The organism is Sorangium sp. So ce394 (assembly GCF_051474665.1).
Lineage (GTDB): Bacteria > Myxococcota_A > Polyangia > Polyangiales > Polyangiaceae > Sorangium > Sorangium cellulosum_D.
On record NZ_CP150339.1, the window covers coordinates 12,537,267 to 12,553,201 of the forward strand.

The 15,935-nt window shown below is 72.1% G+C and carries 17 protein-coding genes; 9 read left to right on the top strand and 8 right to left on the bottom strand.

The window, feature by feature from the left end:
• Positions 1 to 46: 46 nt before the first annotated feature.
• The 3 genes from WMF33_RS46275 to WMF33_RS46285 are packed head-to-tail and all read right to left on the bottom strand — an operon-like array spanning position 47 to position 2,207.
• Positions 47 to 790, bottom strand: coding sequence for a SirB1 family protein (locus WMF33_RS46275; RefSeq protein ID WP_437334540.1), 744 nt, complete (start codon positions 788 to 790; stop codon positions 47 to 49).
• Positions 791 to 836: 46 nt separating this feature from the next.
• Entirely contained in the window at positions 837 to 1,646 is an 810-nt protein-coding gene (locus WMF33_RS46280) for a polysaccharide deacetylase family protein (protein ID WP_437334541.1), read from the bottom strand.
• 3 nt (positions 1,647 to 1,649) lie between these two features.
• Positions 1,650 to 2,207: a hypothetical protein gene (locus WMF33_RS46285; protein WP_061626845.1), complete on the bottom strand. Its 558-nt coding sequence runs from the start codon at positions 2,205 to 2,207 to the stop codon at positions 1,650 to 1,652.
• Positions 2,208 to 2,383: 176 nt separating this feature from the next.
• Between WMF33_RS46285 and WMF33_RS46290 the strand changes: the two genes are divergently transcribed.
• The 7 genes from WMF33_RS46290 to WMF33_RS46320 all read left to right on the top strand — a co-directional run bounded on the left by WMF33_RS46290 (position 2,384) and on the right by WMF33_RS46320 (position 11,445).
• On the top strand, positions 2,384 to 3,859 hold the full coding sequence (locus WMF33_RS46290; protein ID WP_437334542.1) for an MBOAT family O-acyltransferase: 1,476 nt from the start codon (positions 2,384 to 2,386) through the stop codon (positions 3,857 to 3,859).
• Between the two features lie 112 nt (positions 3,860 to 3,971).
• On the top strand, positions 3,972 to 4,304 hold the full coding sequence (locus WMF33_RS46295) for a hypothetical protein (protein ID WP_437334543.1): 333 nt from the start codon (positions 3,972 to 3,974) through the stop codon (positions 4,302 to 4,304).
• A 136-nt stretch (positions 4,305 to 4,440) separates the two neighbouring features.
• On the top strand, positions 4,441 to 5,055 hold the full coding sequence (locus WMF33_RS46300) for a hypothetical protein (protein WP_437334544.1): 615 nt from the start codon (positions 4,441 to 4,443) through the stop codon (positions 5,053 to 5,055).
• 64 nt (positions 5,056 to 5,119) lie between these two features.
• Positions 5,120 to 5,815 carry a hypothetical protein gene (locus WMF33_RS46305; RefSeq protein ID WP_437334545.1) on the top strand — a complete coding sequence of 232 codons (696 nt, stop codon included), beginning with the start codon at positions 5,120 to 5,122 and terminating at the stop codon, positions 5,813 to 5,815.
• Positions 5,816 to 6,097: 282 nt separating this feature from the next.
• Entirely contained in the window at positions 6,098 to 7,198 is a 1,101-nt protein-coding gene (locus WMF33_RS46310; RefSeq protein ID WP_437334546.1) for a tryptophan 2,3-dioxygenase family protein, read from the top strand.
• Entirely contained in the window at positions 7,195 to 9,240 is a 2,046-nt protein-coding gene (locus WMF33_RS46315; protein ID WP_437334547.1) for a DCC1-like thiol-disulfide oxidoreductase family protein, read from the top strand. Before WMF33_RS46310 ends, WMF33_RS46315 begins: the two co-directional genes overlap by 4 nt.
• 9 nt (positions 9,241 to 9,249) lie before the next feature.
• On the top strand, positions 9,250 to 11,445 hold the full coding sequence (locus WMF33_RS46320) for a hypothetical protein (protein WP_437334548.1): 2,196 nt from the start codon (positions 9,250 to 9,252) through the stop codon (positions 11,443 to 11,445).
• Positions 11,446 to 11,554: 109 nt separating this feature from the next.
• Here the strand turns inward: WMF33_RS46320 and WMF33_RS46325 are convergent, their stop codons facing one another.
• Both WMF33_RS46325 and WMF33_RS46330 read right to left on the bottom strand, forming a co-directional pair.
• Entirely contained in the window at positions 11,555 to 11,980 is a 426-nt protein-coding gene (locus WMF33_RS46325; RefSeq protein ID WP_437334549.1) for a hypothetical protein, read from the bottom strand.
• 323 nt (positions 11,981 to 12,303) lie between these two features.
• Positions 12,304 to 13,074, bottom strand: a complete 771-nt coding sequence (locus WMF33_RS46330; RefSeq protein ID WP_437334550.1) for an SDR family NAD(P)-dependent oxidoreductase — start codon at positions 13,072 to 13,074, stop codon at positions 12,304 to 12,306.
• A 130-nt stretch (positions 13,075 to 13,204) separates the two neighbouring features.
• Between WMF33_RS46330 and WMF33_RS46335 the strand changes: the two genes are divergently transcribed.
• Positions 13,205 to 13,852 (top strand): TetR/AcrR family transcriptional regulator, encoded by a 648-nt coding sequence (locus tag WMF33_RS46335; RefSeq protein ID WP_437334551.1) that lies wholly within the window; start codon positions 13,205 to 13,207, stop codon positions 13,850 to 13,852.
• 91 nt (positions 13,853 to 13,943) lie between these two features.
• On the opposite strand, the gene WMF33_RS46340 is transcribed toward WMF33_RS46335, so the two are convergent.
• On the bottom strand, positions 13,944 to 14,279 hold the full coding sequence (locus WMF33_RS46340; protein ID WP_437334552.1) for a hypothetical protein: 336 nt from the start codon (positions 14,277 to 14,279) through the stop codon (positions 13,944 to 13,946).
• A 65-nt stretch (positions 14,280 to 14,344) separates the two neighbouring features.
• Between WMF33_RS46340 and WMF33_RS46345 the strand changes: the two genes are divergently transcribed.
• Entirely contained in the window at positions 14,345 to 14,503 is a 159-nt protein-coding gene (locus WMF33_RS46345) for a hypothetical protein (RefSeq protein WP_437334553.1), read from the top strand.
• 255 nt (positions 14,504 to 14,758) lie between these two features.
• Here the strand turns inward: WMF33_RS46345 and WMF33_RS46350 are convergent, their stop codons facing one another.
• Positions 14,759 to 15,418, bottom strand: a complete 660-nt coding sequence (locus tag WMF33_RS46350) for a GIY-YIG nuclease family protein (RefSeq protein WP_437334554.1) — start codon at positions 15,416 to 15,418, stop codon at positions 14,759 to 14,761.
• A gap of 12 nt (positions 15,419 to 15,430) precedes the next feature.
• Positions 15,431 to 15,721: a hypothetical protein gene (locus WMF33_RS46355; RefSeq protein WP_437334555.1), complete on the bottom strand. Its 291-nt coding sequence runs from the start codon at positions 15,719 to 15,721 to the stop codon at positions 15,431 to 15,433.
• Positions 15,722 to 15,935 lie beyond the last annotated feature (214 nt).

Below are 15,935 nucleotides of genomic sequence, written 5' to 3' on the forward strand. Positions count from 1 at the left end.
GAGGGTATCCGATCGCGCGCAGCGCGCGAGCGGCGATCGGGCGATGTCAGTTCAGCCCGCGCCCCAGCGGCGGCCACGGCCGCTCCCCGCCGAGCTGGTCGAGCTCCTTGCGCAGCTCGTCGGTCGGCGCGAGCACCTGCATCCGCTCGAGCACGCTGCGCAGCCGCGCCGCGTCCGAGCGGCTCGTGTAGATCGAGCGCAGGTTGTTCAGCATGCGCACGAGGATCTGCCGCTTCTGCGCCGGCACGAGGAGCCGCGGGTCCGGATCGCGCGTGGCGCCGGTCGCGCGGGTGTGCAGCGCGCGCAGGTCGTCCCGGCCGAGCAGCCGGCCCTCGAACGGATCGATGAGCAGCACGCCGCCGCGGACCGGCGTCCTCACCAGGAAGTGCCCCGGGAACGACACGCCCTGCGCCTCCAGGCCGGCGCGCTGGCACACCTCGAGGAGCACGACCGCCAGCGTGATGGGGATGCCCGTCCGGCGATCCAGGACCTCGTGCAGGTAGCTGTTCTTCGGGTCGTAGTAGTCGCCCGCGTTCCCGTGGAACCCGAGGTCGCCGTAGAACCAGCGGAGCAGCTGCTCGATCGGGCCGCTGCCGGGCGTCGCCTCCGGGGCGCGCAGGGGGCGCTCGATCGCCCGGCGCGCCTCGCCGCCGAGCTGGTCGAGCATGCGGAGGTAGTGCGGGATGTCGAGGCCCGGGTACGCGGCGTCGTCGATGAGGAGCGCCGCCTCGGCGAGGTCGAGCTCGTCCTCCGGCCTCGCCGCGATATGCGCAAAGAGCGTCAGACTCACCGGCGCAGCCATCGGACGGAGCGTAGCGCCACCTGCGAGAAATGGTCTAGGCCAGGGCGTCGTCCCGGCCGCCTTCGTCGAGCCACGCGTCGACGCGGACCCCGACCAGGTTGCGCTGGCCCATCGCCGCGAGGATCCGCGGGAGCGCCGCGACCCCCGCGGGCGCGTGGTCGTCGCGCTCGGCCGCGTCGTGCAGCAGCACGATGGCCCCGTCGCGGAGCCCCGGGATGACCCGGGCCGCCACCCGCTCGGGGCTCGCCCCGGCGAGCCCGTCGAACCCCCGCGCCGACCAGCCGATTACGTCGAGGTCGAGCGCGTCGACCGCCCGGGCGATGCGCGGGCTCGTGTGGCCGACCGGCGGCCTGAACAGCGTCGGGCGGGCGCCGGTGATCCGCTCGAGGACGTCGAGGCCCCGCCGGAGATCGCGCTCGACGGCGCGGGCCGAGCGCAGCGAGAACAGCCGGTCGTGCGCGTGGCTGTGCAGCGCGACGGCGTGGCCCCGCGCCGCGATCTCGCGGACGAGCTCCGGGTGGGCCTCGGCCTTGCGGCCGATCACGAAGAACGTCGCCTTCGCGCCCGCCTTGTCGAGGAGATCGAGGACCCGCGGCGTGTGCTCCGGGCTGGGCCCGTCGTCGAACGTCAGCGCGACGCCCCGCGCGCCGGGCGGGCCGCGCTTCACCACGTCCACGAACATGCCGAGCCCGAGGAAGAAGACCCCGCACAGCACGAGCGCGAGGTACCCGACGATCGCCGCGCCGGCGACCGCGAAGGGCACCGGCGCGACGAGCAAGGATCGCGCGACCAGCGCGAGCGCGCCGAGCGATGCCGCGTAGAGGAGCGCCCGCGCGACCGGCACGGCCTACTTCTTCGCGCGCTTCTTCTCGGGCTCGACCTCGAGATCGTCGTCGAGCTCGTCCGCCGCGGCGGACGCCGCGATGCGCTTGTTGCCCCCGGCCGCGGCCTTCACCGCCGGCTTCGCGCCCGGCTTCTCCTCGTCCGAGGGGTCGTTGTCGGCCTCGTAGAAGCCGCCGAGCAGGGCGGCGATCGCCGCGAGCGACGTGATCGCGAGGCCGCCGAACGTCCCGCCGCTCCCCGCGGCCTCGCCGAGCGACAGGTTCGCGCCGCCGAGCTCGCCGAGCGGCGCCGGCACCTCCATGGTCAGCCAGCGCCGCGCGGCGTACATCAGGCCCGCGCCGAGCAGCGCGCCCACGAAGGCCTTCATCCCCGCCTCGATCTTCGCGTCCTTGGCCCAGATGGGCTTGCCGGCGACGAGCCCCACGAGGACCCCGGCGAGCGCCGCGGCCAGGTAGGCGACGATCGCGATGGGCGCCGCGTAGCCGAGCTTCGCCAGCCCGAACCCGAGCAAGCCCCCCACGATGAGCCCCTTCACAATCCCGAGGATCAGGCGACCCAGCATCTGCTCCATCCTTGGCACGACGAGGGGCGCCGTTCAACATGGCGCCGCGCTGCCACCAGCCGCGCCGCGCGGCGCGCGCCGTGGTAGACGGCGCCCACCGCCCGGGTAGCCCGCGCGTTCGGCCCTGCCGGCCGTCGCCCCCCTCGCCGCAAGCCTGACCCGGGCTCCGACCGGCCGTGCTCTTCAACACCCTCCGCTACGCCGAGTTCTTCGCCGCCGTCTTCGTCGGATCGTGGGCGCTCGTGCGGTTCGCCGGCATCCGCGCGCGCGTCGTGTTCCTGCTCCTCGTGAGCTACGGGTTCTACGCGGCCTGGGACTGGCGCTACCTGCCGCTCATCTTCGCCTCGTCCACCGTCGACTTCCTGCTCGCCCGCGCGATCGCCCGCGAGACGAGGCCCCGGGCGCGGCGCGCGATGCTCATCGCCACCGTGGCGCTGAACCTCGGGTTCCTCGGCTTCTTCAAGTACTGGAACTTCGCCCTCGAGAACGCGGCCGCGCTGCGCGCGTTGCTCACGGGCGAGCCGGCGAGCGTCGGGCACGCGTTCCGGGTGCTCCTGCCGCCGGTGGGCATCTCGTTCTTCACGTTCGAGTCGATGAGCTACGTCATCGACGTCTACCGGGGCGAGCTCCCGCCCCACAGGAGCTACCTCCGCTACCTGCTCTTCGTCGCCTTCTTCCCGCACCTCGTCGCCGGCCCCATCGTGCGCCCGCGCGACCTGCTCCCGCAGTTCGAGCGCGCCCCGAGCCTCACCCGCGAGGAGGGCGGCGAGGGGCTGTTCCTCGTCGCGATCGGCCTCGTGAAGAAGGTCGTCCTCTCGGATCAGCTCGCGCTAAACCTCGTCGACCGCGTCTTCGAGCGCCCGGAGAACTACTCGGCGCTGGAGGTCCTCGCGGGCGTCTACGGCTACGCCGCGCAGATCTACTGCGACTTCTCCGGCTACACCGACATCGCCATCGGCTCGGCGCTGCTGCTCGGCGTGCGGTTCCCGAAGAACTTCGACGCGCCGTACAAGGCGCAGAACCTCGCCGACTTCTGGCGCCGCTGGCACATCTCGCTCTCCACGTGGCTGCGCGACTACCTGTACATCCCGCTCGGCGGCAACCGCGGCTCGGAGCTCGCGACGTACCGCAACCTGATGATCACGATGCTGCTCGGCGGCCTCTGGCACGGCGCGTCGTGGAACTTCGTCTTCTGGGGCTTCCTCCACGGCCTCGGCCTCGCCGTGACGCGCGCCTTCCAGCGCGCCGTGAAGCGCCGGCGCTCGGGGGCGGAGGGCAAGGGCGCGGGGCGGGCCGCGCGCTCGTCCCTGGCCGGCTTCCCGATCCGCGCGCTGTGCGTGCTGCTGACGTTCCACTACGTCTGCCTCGCGTGGATCTTCTTCCGCGTGCCGACCTTCTCGCAGGCCGTGCTCATCCTGCGGCAGCTCGGCACGCTGACGACGTTCCACCCGAACCTGCCGCCGGTGCTCGTCGGGCTCCTCGCGGTCGCGCTCCTGTCCCACTACGCGCCCGAGCGCCTCTACGAGCGCGCCCGCGGCGCCTTCATCGCGGCGCCGGCGCCGCTCCAGGGCGCGCTGCTGTTCCTGGTCGCGGTCTCGCTGCACGAGGCGGCGAGCGCGGCCGCGGTGCCGTTCGTGTACTTCCAGTTCTGATCCGGCCGTCGGGCAGGCGGGAGGGCTCGACCACGGAGCCCGGGCGCCGGGATGGCCGCGCCGCCGTTCATTTCTGGGGATCTCAGGAGGATCGGTGCATTACGCTCGTGCCGTGCGCCCGTCCCGTGCCGCCACCCTCGTCCCCTTCGCCGCCCTCCTGGCCGGCGCGCTCTCGCCCGCGTGCAGCGTGGCCAACGTGCCGTCGAACGCGATGCCGATGGTCCGGGCGCGCGCCACCTCCGACCTCGACTGTCCCGACAAGGACGTCCGCGTCGAGGAGCAGCTCGGCGGCCAGTTCAAGGCCGTCGGCTGCGGCCGCAAGGCGTACTACCGGGCCGCGTGCGAGGCGCTCCGCTGCGTGGTGAGCGGCGAGGGCGAGGCGGCCGTCCCCTGGAGAGACCGGCCCGAGCCCCTGGACGTCGACCGGGGCCGGGGCCTGCAGTAGGCGGCGCCGCGGCGGCCGATCCTGGGTTTTCCGGGCTTTTTGGGGGCACGTGGGCCCGGGTTCGAGGTAGCCTGCCGCGTCTCGACCATCCGCCCAGGGGTTCGGCCATGGCCTTCATCACCACCGAGAGCTGCACGTGACGGACAGGGCGCCGGCCGACATCGACGGTCCGGAGCCGGCCGCCGCCGGACGGTCCGAGCCGGCGGAGGGCGGCGGGCGCGAGCCGGCGGAGGACGGCGGGCCCGAGCCGGCCGCCGCGGACCGGCCTGCGCCCGCCGGGCCGGACGCGACCTCCCCGTCGCGCGAGCCGGCCGGCGCCGAGCCGCGGCGCCGGACGAAGAAGCGCGCCAAGCGGCGCGACGAGAAGGAGGCGCCGCCCCCCGGCGACGCCGCGCCGGGGCGCCCTCGCCATCCCGAGATCGAGCGCCTCGAGCAGGCGTTCGAGCGCGGCGACTACGCGCTGGTCCGGGCCGGCGCGAGGCGGCTCTTGGCGGACGAGATCGAGCGCAGCAAGCCCAGCCGCGAGCCTCCGGAGGAGGACCACCCCTATCGAGCTCGCGACGAGGCGAAGTCCGCGAAGGACCTGGCCGAGCAGCACGAGCGCGAGCGCGACGAGATCCGCCGCGCCGCGCGGGCGCTGCTGCGCCGGATCGAGCCCGACCCGCTCGCCGTCGCCCTGCTCGTCGCGGCCGCGGCGCTGCTCGCGATCCTGTCGCTCTGGTACTGGTCCCACAGCCACGGTTCCCCGTGACGACGCCGCCCTTGACGGCCCCGCCCGTGACGACCCCGCCCGTGGCGACCGACGAGGCAGCGCGGTGACCCCCGCGAGCGAGCGCACCCCCGGCCGCCCCCGCGCGCCGCGGCTCGCCGCGCTCGCGCTCGCGCTGCTCGGCTGCGGGGGCGCGCCCGGCCCGGCCCGGCCCGCGGCGTGGAACGCGGCGCCCGACGGGCAGCAGGGCGCCTCCTCGGGCACGCGGGCCGAGCGCTACTTCCCGCTCGTCGACGGGCACATCTACCACTACGCGACGATGAGCGAGCGCGGCGAGCAGGGCCTCCTCGTCGCGCGCGTGCACCGCGCGGACGAGCGCCGCGGCGAGCTCCGGTTCCCCTCCGGGGTGAAGCGCTTCGCGTTCACCCCCGAGGGCGTGATCCGCAGCGATACGGGCGTCTTCGTGCTCAAGGAGCCGATCGCGCCCGGCACGACGTGGACCGGCGAGCACGGCGGCCGCGCCCGCATCGCCGCGGTCGACGCCGCGATCGAGGTGCCCGCGGGCCGGTTCACGGGGTGCGTGCAGACGGTCGAGGAGCGCCTCGGCGACAGGCCGGCGCGCTTCGTGTCGACGTTCTGCCCGGACGTCGGCGTGGTGGCGATCGAGGCGGCGAGCGGCGCGAGCTACGAGCGGGCCGAGCTCAAGAGCTACGCGCCGCCCGTCGACGTCGGCCCCGACGGCCTGCGGCGCGCGCCGGCCGTCGACGTCGGCCCGCCGCCTGGCGCGCCTGGCGCGCCGTAGCGCGCCGCGGGGTGGAAAACGCGCCGTAGCGCGCCGCGGGGTGGAAAACGCGCCGTGAGCGCGCCGCGGGTGGAACGCGCGCCGTGAGCGCGCGGCGCCGCCCGCCGGTGGAAGGCGCGGCGGGCCCGTGAAACCGCCCTCCGGACCGGGCGCGCTTTCCGTGCGCGCGGCGCCGGCGCACTTCCGTTTCCGGGGTCGCGGGAAGTAGACTCCCGGCGCCGCTCGAGGCGCCGGCGCACCGCGCGAGCTCCCCCGGCGGCCCGTCTCGCGATCGCCACCGACATGAACTACTGGGATTATATCCACGTCGAGGAGCTGCTCGCCCTCCAGGGTGGATTCGACGACGACGAGCAGAAGGTCAGCAACGACGAGGCCCTGTTCATCGTCGTCCACCAGATCTACGAGCTCTGGTTCAAGCTCATCCTCCGCGAGCTCACCTCGGCGCGCGAGCTCTTCCGCCAGAACCCGGTGCCCGATCAGAAGCTCGCCTCCGCGGCCCGCTCGTTCCGGCGGGTCGTCACCATCTTCGAGCAGGCGATCCAGCACTTCCGGGTGATGGAGACGCTAACGACGCGGGATTACTTGGATTTCCGGGATCGCCTCATCCCCGCGAGCGGCTTCCAGTCGGCGCAGCTGCGGGAGATCGAGGTCCTGCTGGGGCTCGACGACGCGCTCCGGATCCCGCTCGGCCGGGAGGGCAGCTACAAGGAGGCGCTCAAGGCCGCCGACGGGTCGCCGTCGTCCGCGACGCGCCGGCTCGAGGCGCGGCTCGCGAGCGGGCCGAGCCTCAAGCACTACCTGTACGAGTGGCTGTCGCGGACGCCGATCGACGGCTCGAGCGAGCCGGAGGCGGTCCTGCGCTTCCTGCGCAACTACATGCGCTCGATGCGCGCCGAGAACGAGCGCCGGGTGCAGATCGCGATCGACAAGGCGCTCTCCCCGGCGGACGTCGAGCGGCTCCGCGCGCGGTACGAGGCCGAGAACGCGAACGCCGAGGCGTTCCTGCTCGCCGAGGACGACCCGGGCGCCGACGCGGCCACGCGCGAGAAGCGGCGGGCCGTCCGCGCGGCGATCGTCTTCATCGAGAGCTACCGCGATCTGCCCCGGCTCGCGTGGCCGCGCGAGGTGCTCGACCGCATCCTGGAGATGGAGCAGGCCATGCTCATCTGGCGGCAGCGCCACGCGCGGATGGTCGAGCGGGTGATCGGCCGGCGCACGGGCACCGGTGGCTCCGCGGGGGTCGACTACCTCGACCAGACCGCGCTGCGCTACCGCGTCTTCGGCGATCTCTGGACCGTGCGGTCCCTGCTCTTGCGACAGCCGAGCGTCCCCGAGCTCGAGCATGCATCGGATTACGGATTCCGGGTCGAGGACTCTCCGTGAAATCACTTCGCGATCATTTCTTGCGCATCGACGCCCGCTCGCTCGGGTTGTTTCGCATCACCTTCGGGCTGGTCCTCATCGCCGACCTGTTCGCGCGGTGGCGGTGGGTGCGGGACTTCTACTCGAACGAGGGCGTCCTCCCGAACCACAACCACCTCTTCAACCTCCGCGGCAAGCAGCAGGTCTTCAGCCTGTTCCACGCCGTCTCGACGGTGGGGGAGGCGCACTTCGCCTTCGCGCTCGCGCTCGTCGTCTACGCCCTGTTCCTCCTCGGCTACCGGACGCGCGTCTTTCACGTCCTCGCGCTCGTCGTGCTGGTGAGCCTGACGTCGAGGAACATCCTGCTCGAGAACGCCGGCAACTACGCGGCGATCGCGCTGCTCGCGTTCACCGCCTTCCTGCCCTGCGGGAGCCGCCTCTCGCTCGACAGCCTCCGCGCCTCGCTGGCGCTCCGGGACGAGAAGCGCGACACGGAGCTGAACGACCGGTCGCGGACCTCGGACGCCGAGATCGAGGCCGAGCGCCTGCCCGGGTGGTCGCCGACGTCGCTCGCCGCGCTGGCGGTGCTGCTGCAGCTCGCGCTCATCTACCTGTGTACGGCGCTCCAGCAGCGCGGCGAGGCGTGGCGCGACGGCACGGCGTTCTACTACGCGCTCCACGCCGAGCGCCTGGCGAGCGACGCGGGCACCTGGCTCCGCGACGCCCTCCCGCTCGGCACGCTGCGCGGGCTCACCTTCGGCACGTGGGCCATGCAGCTCGCGATCCCGGCGCTCATCGTCGTCCCCGCGCTCTTCCGCTGGACGCGCGGGGCCGCCGCCGCGCTGATGGCGGTGCACGGGCTGATCCTCGGCGTCTTCTTCGATCTCGGGCTGTTCGGCTGGGGGCTCGCCGCCGCGGCGCCGCTCGTGATCCCCGGCGAGCTCTGGGACGCGTACGAGCGCTCCTGGAACGAGCGGCGGGCGCGCACGCTCGTGTACGACGCCGACTGCGGCCTGTGCCTCACGCTGTGCCGCCTGATCAAGCGGCTCGATCTGCGCGGGCACGTGGCCTTCCAGGGCAACGGCGCGCTCGACGAGCTCTACGTCCGCAACCAGACGGGCGCCACGGAGCGCGTGCCGATGCCGAAGGAGGTCACGCCGGAGCTCGTCGAGCGGACGGTGCTCGCGATCGACCGGAACGGGCGCGTGCACACGCAGGGCGGGGCGGTGACCGAGGCGCTCCTGGCGCTGCCGTTCGGCTGGCTCGCCTGGCCGCTCAAGCTGCCGGGCGTCTCGCACCTCCTCGACGCGCTCTACGAGGTGGTCGCGACGCGCCGGCACCACATCAGCGCGCTCCTCGGCAAGCAGGCGTGCGGGATCCCGCTGTTCGACGAGAGCCACGCGGACGGCGACGACGAGGGCGCCGCGCCGCCGAGCCCCGCGCCGGCGGTGCGGGTGGCGCGCCTCGCGCTGGGGTCGCTGCGCGAGGCGGCGGTGCTGGTGGTGCTCGCCGCGATGCTGGCGCAGACGGCGAAGGAGAACCCGTTGCCCGGCGCGGCCGCCATCCCGCAGGGGCCGGTGCTCGCCGGCGTGGCGTCGTGGCCGCGCATGCTGGCGCGGTGGGACGTGATGGCGCCCGAGCCGCCGCGGGTCAACGCGCTCCTGGTGATCGACGGCCAGACGCGCGCGCAGCAGCCGATCGATCCGCTGACCGGCGAGGAGCCGCGGCTGCAGCCGGACGGGCACCCCGGGGCGAGGCTCGGCCAGCTCTGGTCCGACTACCTCGATCGCGTCCGGCGGCCGGAGTGGTCCGATTTCCAGCGCGCCTTCCGCGACTACCTCGCGAAGGGCGGGCCGCTCTCGGAGGAGGGCGGGCGCGAGATGGCGCTGACGGGCTACGACGCGTACTGGGTCTCGGCGCCGACCCCCGCGCCCGGCGAGCCCGCGCCCACAGCCTTCGAGCGGGAGAAGCTGTTCTCGCACTCGCGGGGGGGCATGGGGAAGCTCGGCGAGCGCATGCCGCCCCTCGCGCCGGGCCTCGCCCGACCGATCAAGCCGAACTGAGGCGCTCGCATGCGTGAGCCTGACGAGGATCCGACCGCCGCCGATCGCGGCGCGCCGAAGGAGAGCGCGCGTGCCGGCGAGGAGGCGCCGGAGGAGAGCGCGTCGCCCGGCGAGGGCGCGTCGCCCGGCGAGGGCGCGTCGCCCGGCGAGGGCGCGTCACCCGGCGACGGCGCGCCGCCCCGGGCCGCAGCCGGCGCCCCGAGGCCGCCTGCGCGGGAGCGCCTCCGGCGCGCGGGGCGCTGGATCAAGGAGCATTACTGCACCATCGACGTCCGCACGCTCGGCCTGTTCAGGCTGGTGCTCGGCTTCCTCCTGGCGAGCGACTGCGTGCGCCACTGGGCCGAGGCGCGCTGGATCTACAGCAACGACGGGGTGCTCACCAACCACTACCACCTCTTTCACCCGAGCAGCGGATTCAACTTCAGCCTCTATCACGCGTTCTCGTCGATCGAAGAGGTCCACGTCGCGTTCGCGCTCTCGCTCTTCTGCTTCCTCTGCTTCTTCGTCGGCTGGCACACGCGGCTGTTCTCGATCCTCTCCTTCCTGCTCGTGACGAGCAGGGACAACCGGGTCGTCATGATCGAGAACGGCGGCTATGTCGTCGTGAACCTCATCACCTGCTGGGCGATGTTCATGCCGACCGGCAGGCGCTTCTCGGTCGACGCGCTGATCCGCTCCTACCGCGAGCGGCAGGAGCGGACGGCCGCGGATCTCGCGGACCGGAGCCGCCCCGCGTGGGCCGTGCGCCCGTACGTCTCGGGGATCGTGCTCCTCGCGATCGTCAACCTGGCGACCATCTACTATTTCAACGTCGTCAACAAGTCAGGCCTCATCTGGCGTCGCGGCGAGACGGTGCATTACGTGCTGCACCTCGACCGCATGGTGACGGGGCTCGCGGTCGTCGCGCGGGAGTACATCCCTTACTGGGCGAAGCGGGGGCTCACCTGGGGCGTCCTGGTGGTCGAGGCGCTGCTCGTGATGTGGATCCTCTCGCCCTACGGCCGCCGCTTCACGCGCGCGCTGGCGATGGTCGGGATGTGGGCCTTGCACGGCTCGTTCGGCGTGATGATGCGCCTCGGCCCCTTCTCGTGGTTCATGATCGGCTGGTCGTTCCTGCTGCCGACGTCGCAGCACTGGGACGCGCTCGGGCGCTGGTATCGCCGCCGCGCGGCGCCCCGGGTCGTCGTCTACGACGCGGGCTCGCCGCTCGCCTTCGCGATGATGCGGCTCCTGGTCCGGCTCGATCACCTCGAGCTGCTCCGGTTCGAGGAGGCGCGCGCGCCGGCCTTGGCGGAGGCGGAGGCCGCGGGGGGAGGCGAGGCGGTGGGGGGAGTAGAGGCGCGGCCGGAGCTCTTCGAGGCGCGCGATCCGTCGGATGGCCGCGTGTTCCGGGGCGCCGCGGCGCTGCGCGAGATCCTGCAGGCGCTCCCCGGCGGTCGCTTTGCCCGCCCGCTGGTCTGGGCGCTCTGCCTCGGCGCGCCCGGCGCGCTGCTCGCGGCCGTGTCGCGGCGGCGCGACGCCGTCGCCAGGTTCTTCGGGCTGACGCGGCCGGCGCGCGCGAGGGCGCTGGCGGCGGGGAGCCCGTCGCCGCTCGCGGAGAAGGTCGCCCGCGGCCGGGTGATCGCGCGGGAGGCGCTGGTCGCGTACCTCGGGCTCTGCGCCGTGAGCCAGGCCATCAACGAGAACAAGAGCGTGCCTGCCGTCCTCAAGCACGCTCAGCCGAAGATCGTGCAGGCGACGATCGTGTATCCGCGCCTGCTCCAGGGGTGGGGGATGTTCGCCCCGAACCCGATCACCGAGGACGGGTCGATCAGCGTCGACGCGATCACCGTCGATGGGCGGCACGTGGATCCGTTCACGGGGCTCCCGCCCGATCTCGACCTCTCCGACGCGCGGGGGCTCGGGCTCGGGCAGATCCGGCAGGACTATTTCAACCGGATCCGGCTCGACCGGAACAAGCCGTTCCGCAAGCCCGGCCTCCAGGACTACCTGCTCGCGTACCACGAGCGCACCGGGCGGCCGGACGACCAGATCGTCGCGTTCGACGTCTACTGGGTGCGGGATCAGTGCCCGAAGCCGGGGGAGAGCGCGCCGTACAAGAACGAGGCGATCCCGATCCTGTCGTACCGGAAGCCGGGGTATCGGCCGCGTCCGGGGCTGCCGCCGCTGCCGCCGGCGCCGAAGGAGCAGAGCGCGGGGAATTGAGCCCGCGTCGCGAGGAGGCGAGGGGGCGGCGGCGAGCCGCCCCGCGCCGTCGGAAGCGCGCGATTCCCGGGAGGCGGGGCGACGGATCACCCGGACGGTCGCAGGGCGGTCACCGCTGGCACTGGAGCGTCACGGTCCGGCCCGACGCTTCGGCGGGGACCGCCGTGCTGCGCACGTCGCCGCGCCCGCACTGCCAGCGGGCGTAGTACTCCTTGGCGCAGCCGTACGCGGGATCTCCGATGACACGGTGGTCGACCGCGTACTGGCAGTAGGTGAGGCCGTTGCAGGCGCGGGCCAGGTTGTACGTCTGGTTCCCTGCCGAGGTGCCGCAGTTGGCCCCATAGGTCGCCTCGATGACCCTGATCGAGCCCCGCCTGGCCTCGTCGGCGGCCTCGCTCTCCGGGTTGTCCGACGCGCCCGCGGTCTCCCCCTCGCCGCCGATGCCCGCGGGCTCCTGCGCGGCGCTGCCGCTCGTCGAGGAGATTGCCAGGAATCCGCCGAGGAGCGCCCTGCTGATACCGATGGATGCCGTCACCTCGCCCTCCGACTCTCGCAGGTCATGGGCTCGGATCGCGGCGTGTCGTCCCGCCCCGAGCACCCGGCCCGCACGGGTTGTTTAACGTCGCCCCGGAGCACGTCGAGCCCCTTCCCGCGGCGTCCAGCGCGGTTTTTCCGATGAAGAGGGCGTCCTGACCTTCCGGTATTCCGTGTGCTCGCCTCGAGGTAGTGGTCAACTTTGCCCAGAGAGAGTCCACATGAAGGCGGGAAGGCGGGAAGATCATTAAGGTATTCTTCCCGCCTTCCCGCCTTCATGTTCAAATTTGATCACGACTCAGCGAGGAGCCCGCCAGTCCCCCGTCACATCGGCCGGCCGCCGCTCGCGCGGATGATCTCCCCGGTGACCGCGGTGTTCGCGGCCGAGCACAGGAAGACGATGGTGGACGCGACCTCCTCGGGCCCCAGGAGCCGCCCCACGGGATACGCCTTCCCGCGCTGCGCCAGCATGTCCGGCGACGCCCGCGCGCTCACCCGGTCGGTCACGGTCAGGCCTGGCACCACCACGTTGGTCAAGATCCCGTGCGGCCCGAGCTCGCGCGCCAGCACCGCGGTGAGCCCGTGGAGCGCCGACTTGGCGGCGGCGTAAGGACCGGCGCCCACCACGCCGTCGAGCGCCACGCCCGAGGAGACGTTGACGATCCGGCCCCAGCCGCGGGCGCGCATGGAAGGCACCGCGGCCTGGATGGCGGCGAAGGCGCCGTCGACGTTGTCGTGGATGGTGCCCAGCCACTCCTCGAGCGGGATGTCTTCGAACCGCGGCGCCTCCCAGGGCAGGCGCTCGCTCCAGCGGACCGCGTTGTTGACGAGGACATCGATCTGCCCGAAGCGCGCCACGGTGGCCGCGACCGCCGCCTTGACCGACTCGATCGACCCGAGGTCGAGCTCCAGCGCGAGCGCCTCGCCGCCTCGCCGCTCGATCGCCTGGACGACCTCCGCGGCCTTCTCACGCTCGCTCCGGTAGGTGAGCGCCACGCGGGCCCCCTCGGCCGCGAGCTGCAACGCCACCTCCTTGCCGATCCCCTGCGAGCCGCCGGTCACCAGCGCGGCCCTGTTCTCCAGCCCCAGCTTCATGTGCCACCTCGCTTTCGACGAGAAGGTAACCGAACTGGAAGAAACTTCCATGATAAATTTGGAAGAAACTTCCACTTAGGCCCGCGGTGGGCCGCTGGTCAGCGGCGCGGGGCTGCGGTAGGGAGGGGTCATGGCCGTGGCGCGACAGAGCGGCGTGGCGCGCCGGGAAGCGCTGCTCGACGCGGCGCTGCGCTGCTTCGAGCAGCGGGGCCTCTTGCGCACCGGCATCGAGGACGTCCGCAAGGAGGCGGGGGCGAGCCCATCGAGCGTGTACCACCTCTTCGAGGACTTCCCGGCGCTGGTGGCGGCGCTGCTCGAGCGGACCTTCGAGCGGCTGCTGGGGGACGTCACCGCGCGCGTGCGCGCTGCCAGGACGGCGCGCTCGGCGGTGCGGGCGCTGGTCTCGGCGCACCTGACGTGGGTGCTCGACCACGAGGCCGAGGCGCGCTTCATGTACCAGGCGCTCGCGCTGGAGCTCGACGGGCATCACCGCGCGGCGCTGCGGGAGACGAAGGCGCGGCTCAAGGCGGAGATGACGGCGCACCTCGCGGAGCTCGGCGTCCTGGCCGGGGCGCGCTCGTCCGAGGTGATGGTCGACGTCGTGCTGCTCGGCCCGGCGCACCAGGCCTGCCGCGCCTACTTCGCGGCGCCCGGCGCCGTGGACCCCGCGTGGATGAAGGCGACGCTGCCCGACCTCGCGTGCGCGGCGCTGGCCACGCTCGCGCCGAAGGAGCGTGGAAGTCCCCCGGCCAACGGCGCACCTCGCCGCCGTCGGTGAGCGGCGTGGCGGGCCGTGTGAGGCGGTCGCTCGAGGGATGATGGCAGGTCGCGTTCTGCGGGCTCATGGGCCCGCAGAACGCGCTCGGAGCTCACGAGGGGCGGATCGGCTCCGCGAGCCAGCGGACAAGCGCCTCGCCCTCGAGATCGAGCAAGGCGTCCTCGACCTCGCCGGGGCCGACCGCATGGGCTCGCTCGAGGATCATGCGCTCTTCGTCGGCCGTCGGCCGCCGGCCGATCCGCCGCGCGAAGAGGCGGCCGAGCAGCTCGAGGATCGCCTGCTGTTTGCCGCGTTGCTCGCCGCGCAGCTCGCCGCGCAGCTCGCCGCGTTGCTCGCCGCGCAGCTCTCCTCGTTGCTCGGCCTCGATGATCATCTCCCCGGTGATCGGCGTGCGCCGGAGCAGCCCCTCTTCCTTGTCCTCCACCATCTTGACCAGCTCCTTGTGCAGAGTAATGCCCCCAGGGATCGACGGTCGCCATCACGAGGAGCGCCGTGTACAGCTCGGCCCGCTCCTCGGCCGTCGCCGCCCTCGCGTGGATCTCGGCGACGACCTCCCGCAGCGCCGCCGCGGTCGCGTCGCGCGCGAGCGGTGCGAACACCAGCCAGAGCACGCTGCCGCGCGCCCGCAGCTCGGCGACGGTGCGCTGGTAGACGGCGTCGACGCGGAAGCGCGCGCCGCTGAACGGCCGCCCCGGCCAGGCGATGCGGCGCTCGCCCGATGCCGGCAAGCGCCGCCTGCGGCCCGACAGGACCACGGCGACGCTCTCGATCGGCGGCACCGGCTCGCGTCCACAAGTCCGGTCTCTGAGAGGGCCCCTGGGCGATCCAGGGGCCCTACTCGACGGTGGCGCCTCCTGCTGGTGCCTCTCGCACGTCTGACTCTGGCGGCCGTCGCCAGAACCGAAACTAGGTCTCGGACCTCTTGTGTGGCTTGTGTAGAGAAGCAATTTTTCTACACGCTTCATCGTGGAAGAGATCGGTGGTCATAATGATCGAATAGGGGTCGTAATCTTCAACGAACTTGCGCGAGTTCGCGCGAACGTCGTCCTCGGGCCGGAAGAATGGATGTTCGTCCTCGACAATAAAAGCCAGATCGGATCGCTTTATTGACTGGTCTTTGAGATAGCCCGAGACCTCCCTTTCTTCGGTGATCTCGAGCCACACACGGCCTGGTACCTGCACAATGCGAACCGCCACGATGCCGGGACGCAGGTGCTGTGGGTACTTTGTTTGTAACGCTTCGGTAATGTCCTCTGCTACGAAATTTGACTCTGGATTCTTAGTTGGTCTGTTTAGTTCGAGCAGAAGAGCGATGGCCTTGTCTAGCGGATATCGAAAGAACTCACGCGAGGTAGTTACGCGAAAATCTGCGAGTTTCGCATGGGCAGCCTCTTCGAGCTCCTCATGCTGTTCTGAAAACAGCTCAAATGCAACCTGGAAGGGCATCGGTACACCAGTCGTGCAGAGCTCTCGTGCGCGCGCGCGTGTGTCTCGTAGGGTTCGTCCAATCTTGATCAGGCCCGGCATCGATGGATTGACGAGAATGTAGACGTAGCCAGGATTCATGACTGCAGAAGGCTACGAGAGCCGGAGGACGCGGAAGACCACGATGGCGATCTGCATCAGAACCAGGAAGACGTTCCCGACGAGACCGAAGACGCGGGTGCCGCGGTGGAGCTCGCGCGACCCGAGGTAGCGTGGCGTGGATTTTACCAGGAAGACCACCAGAAGCCCGGTCGAAATCACGAGCAGGGCGACGACTGCAGCTGGGCTGGAGACCCAGAACGATCCGATCGCCATGGCCAGGCCCGGATAGTACCAGAAGTCATGCTTCCCGATGCCGAGGAACTCCTTAACGTTCTCGTCCACTCGTCCTCCCAGCTTCGGCTCGTGACAGGCCGATGGCGAGCCGCATCGGGCGCAGTGTACCTCGGGCGACCCTGGCTCGTCACCCGGCATAGGGGTGGGCCGGGCGGAGCGCGCTCCGCGTTCGGTCGAGACGCGTCGTCCGGATAGCGCTCGCCAGCGCGATGGCGGCCGAGGCTCACGTCGAGCTCGGCGAGGGCGCCGAAGTCGTCGTCGC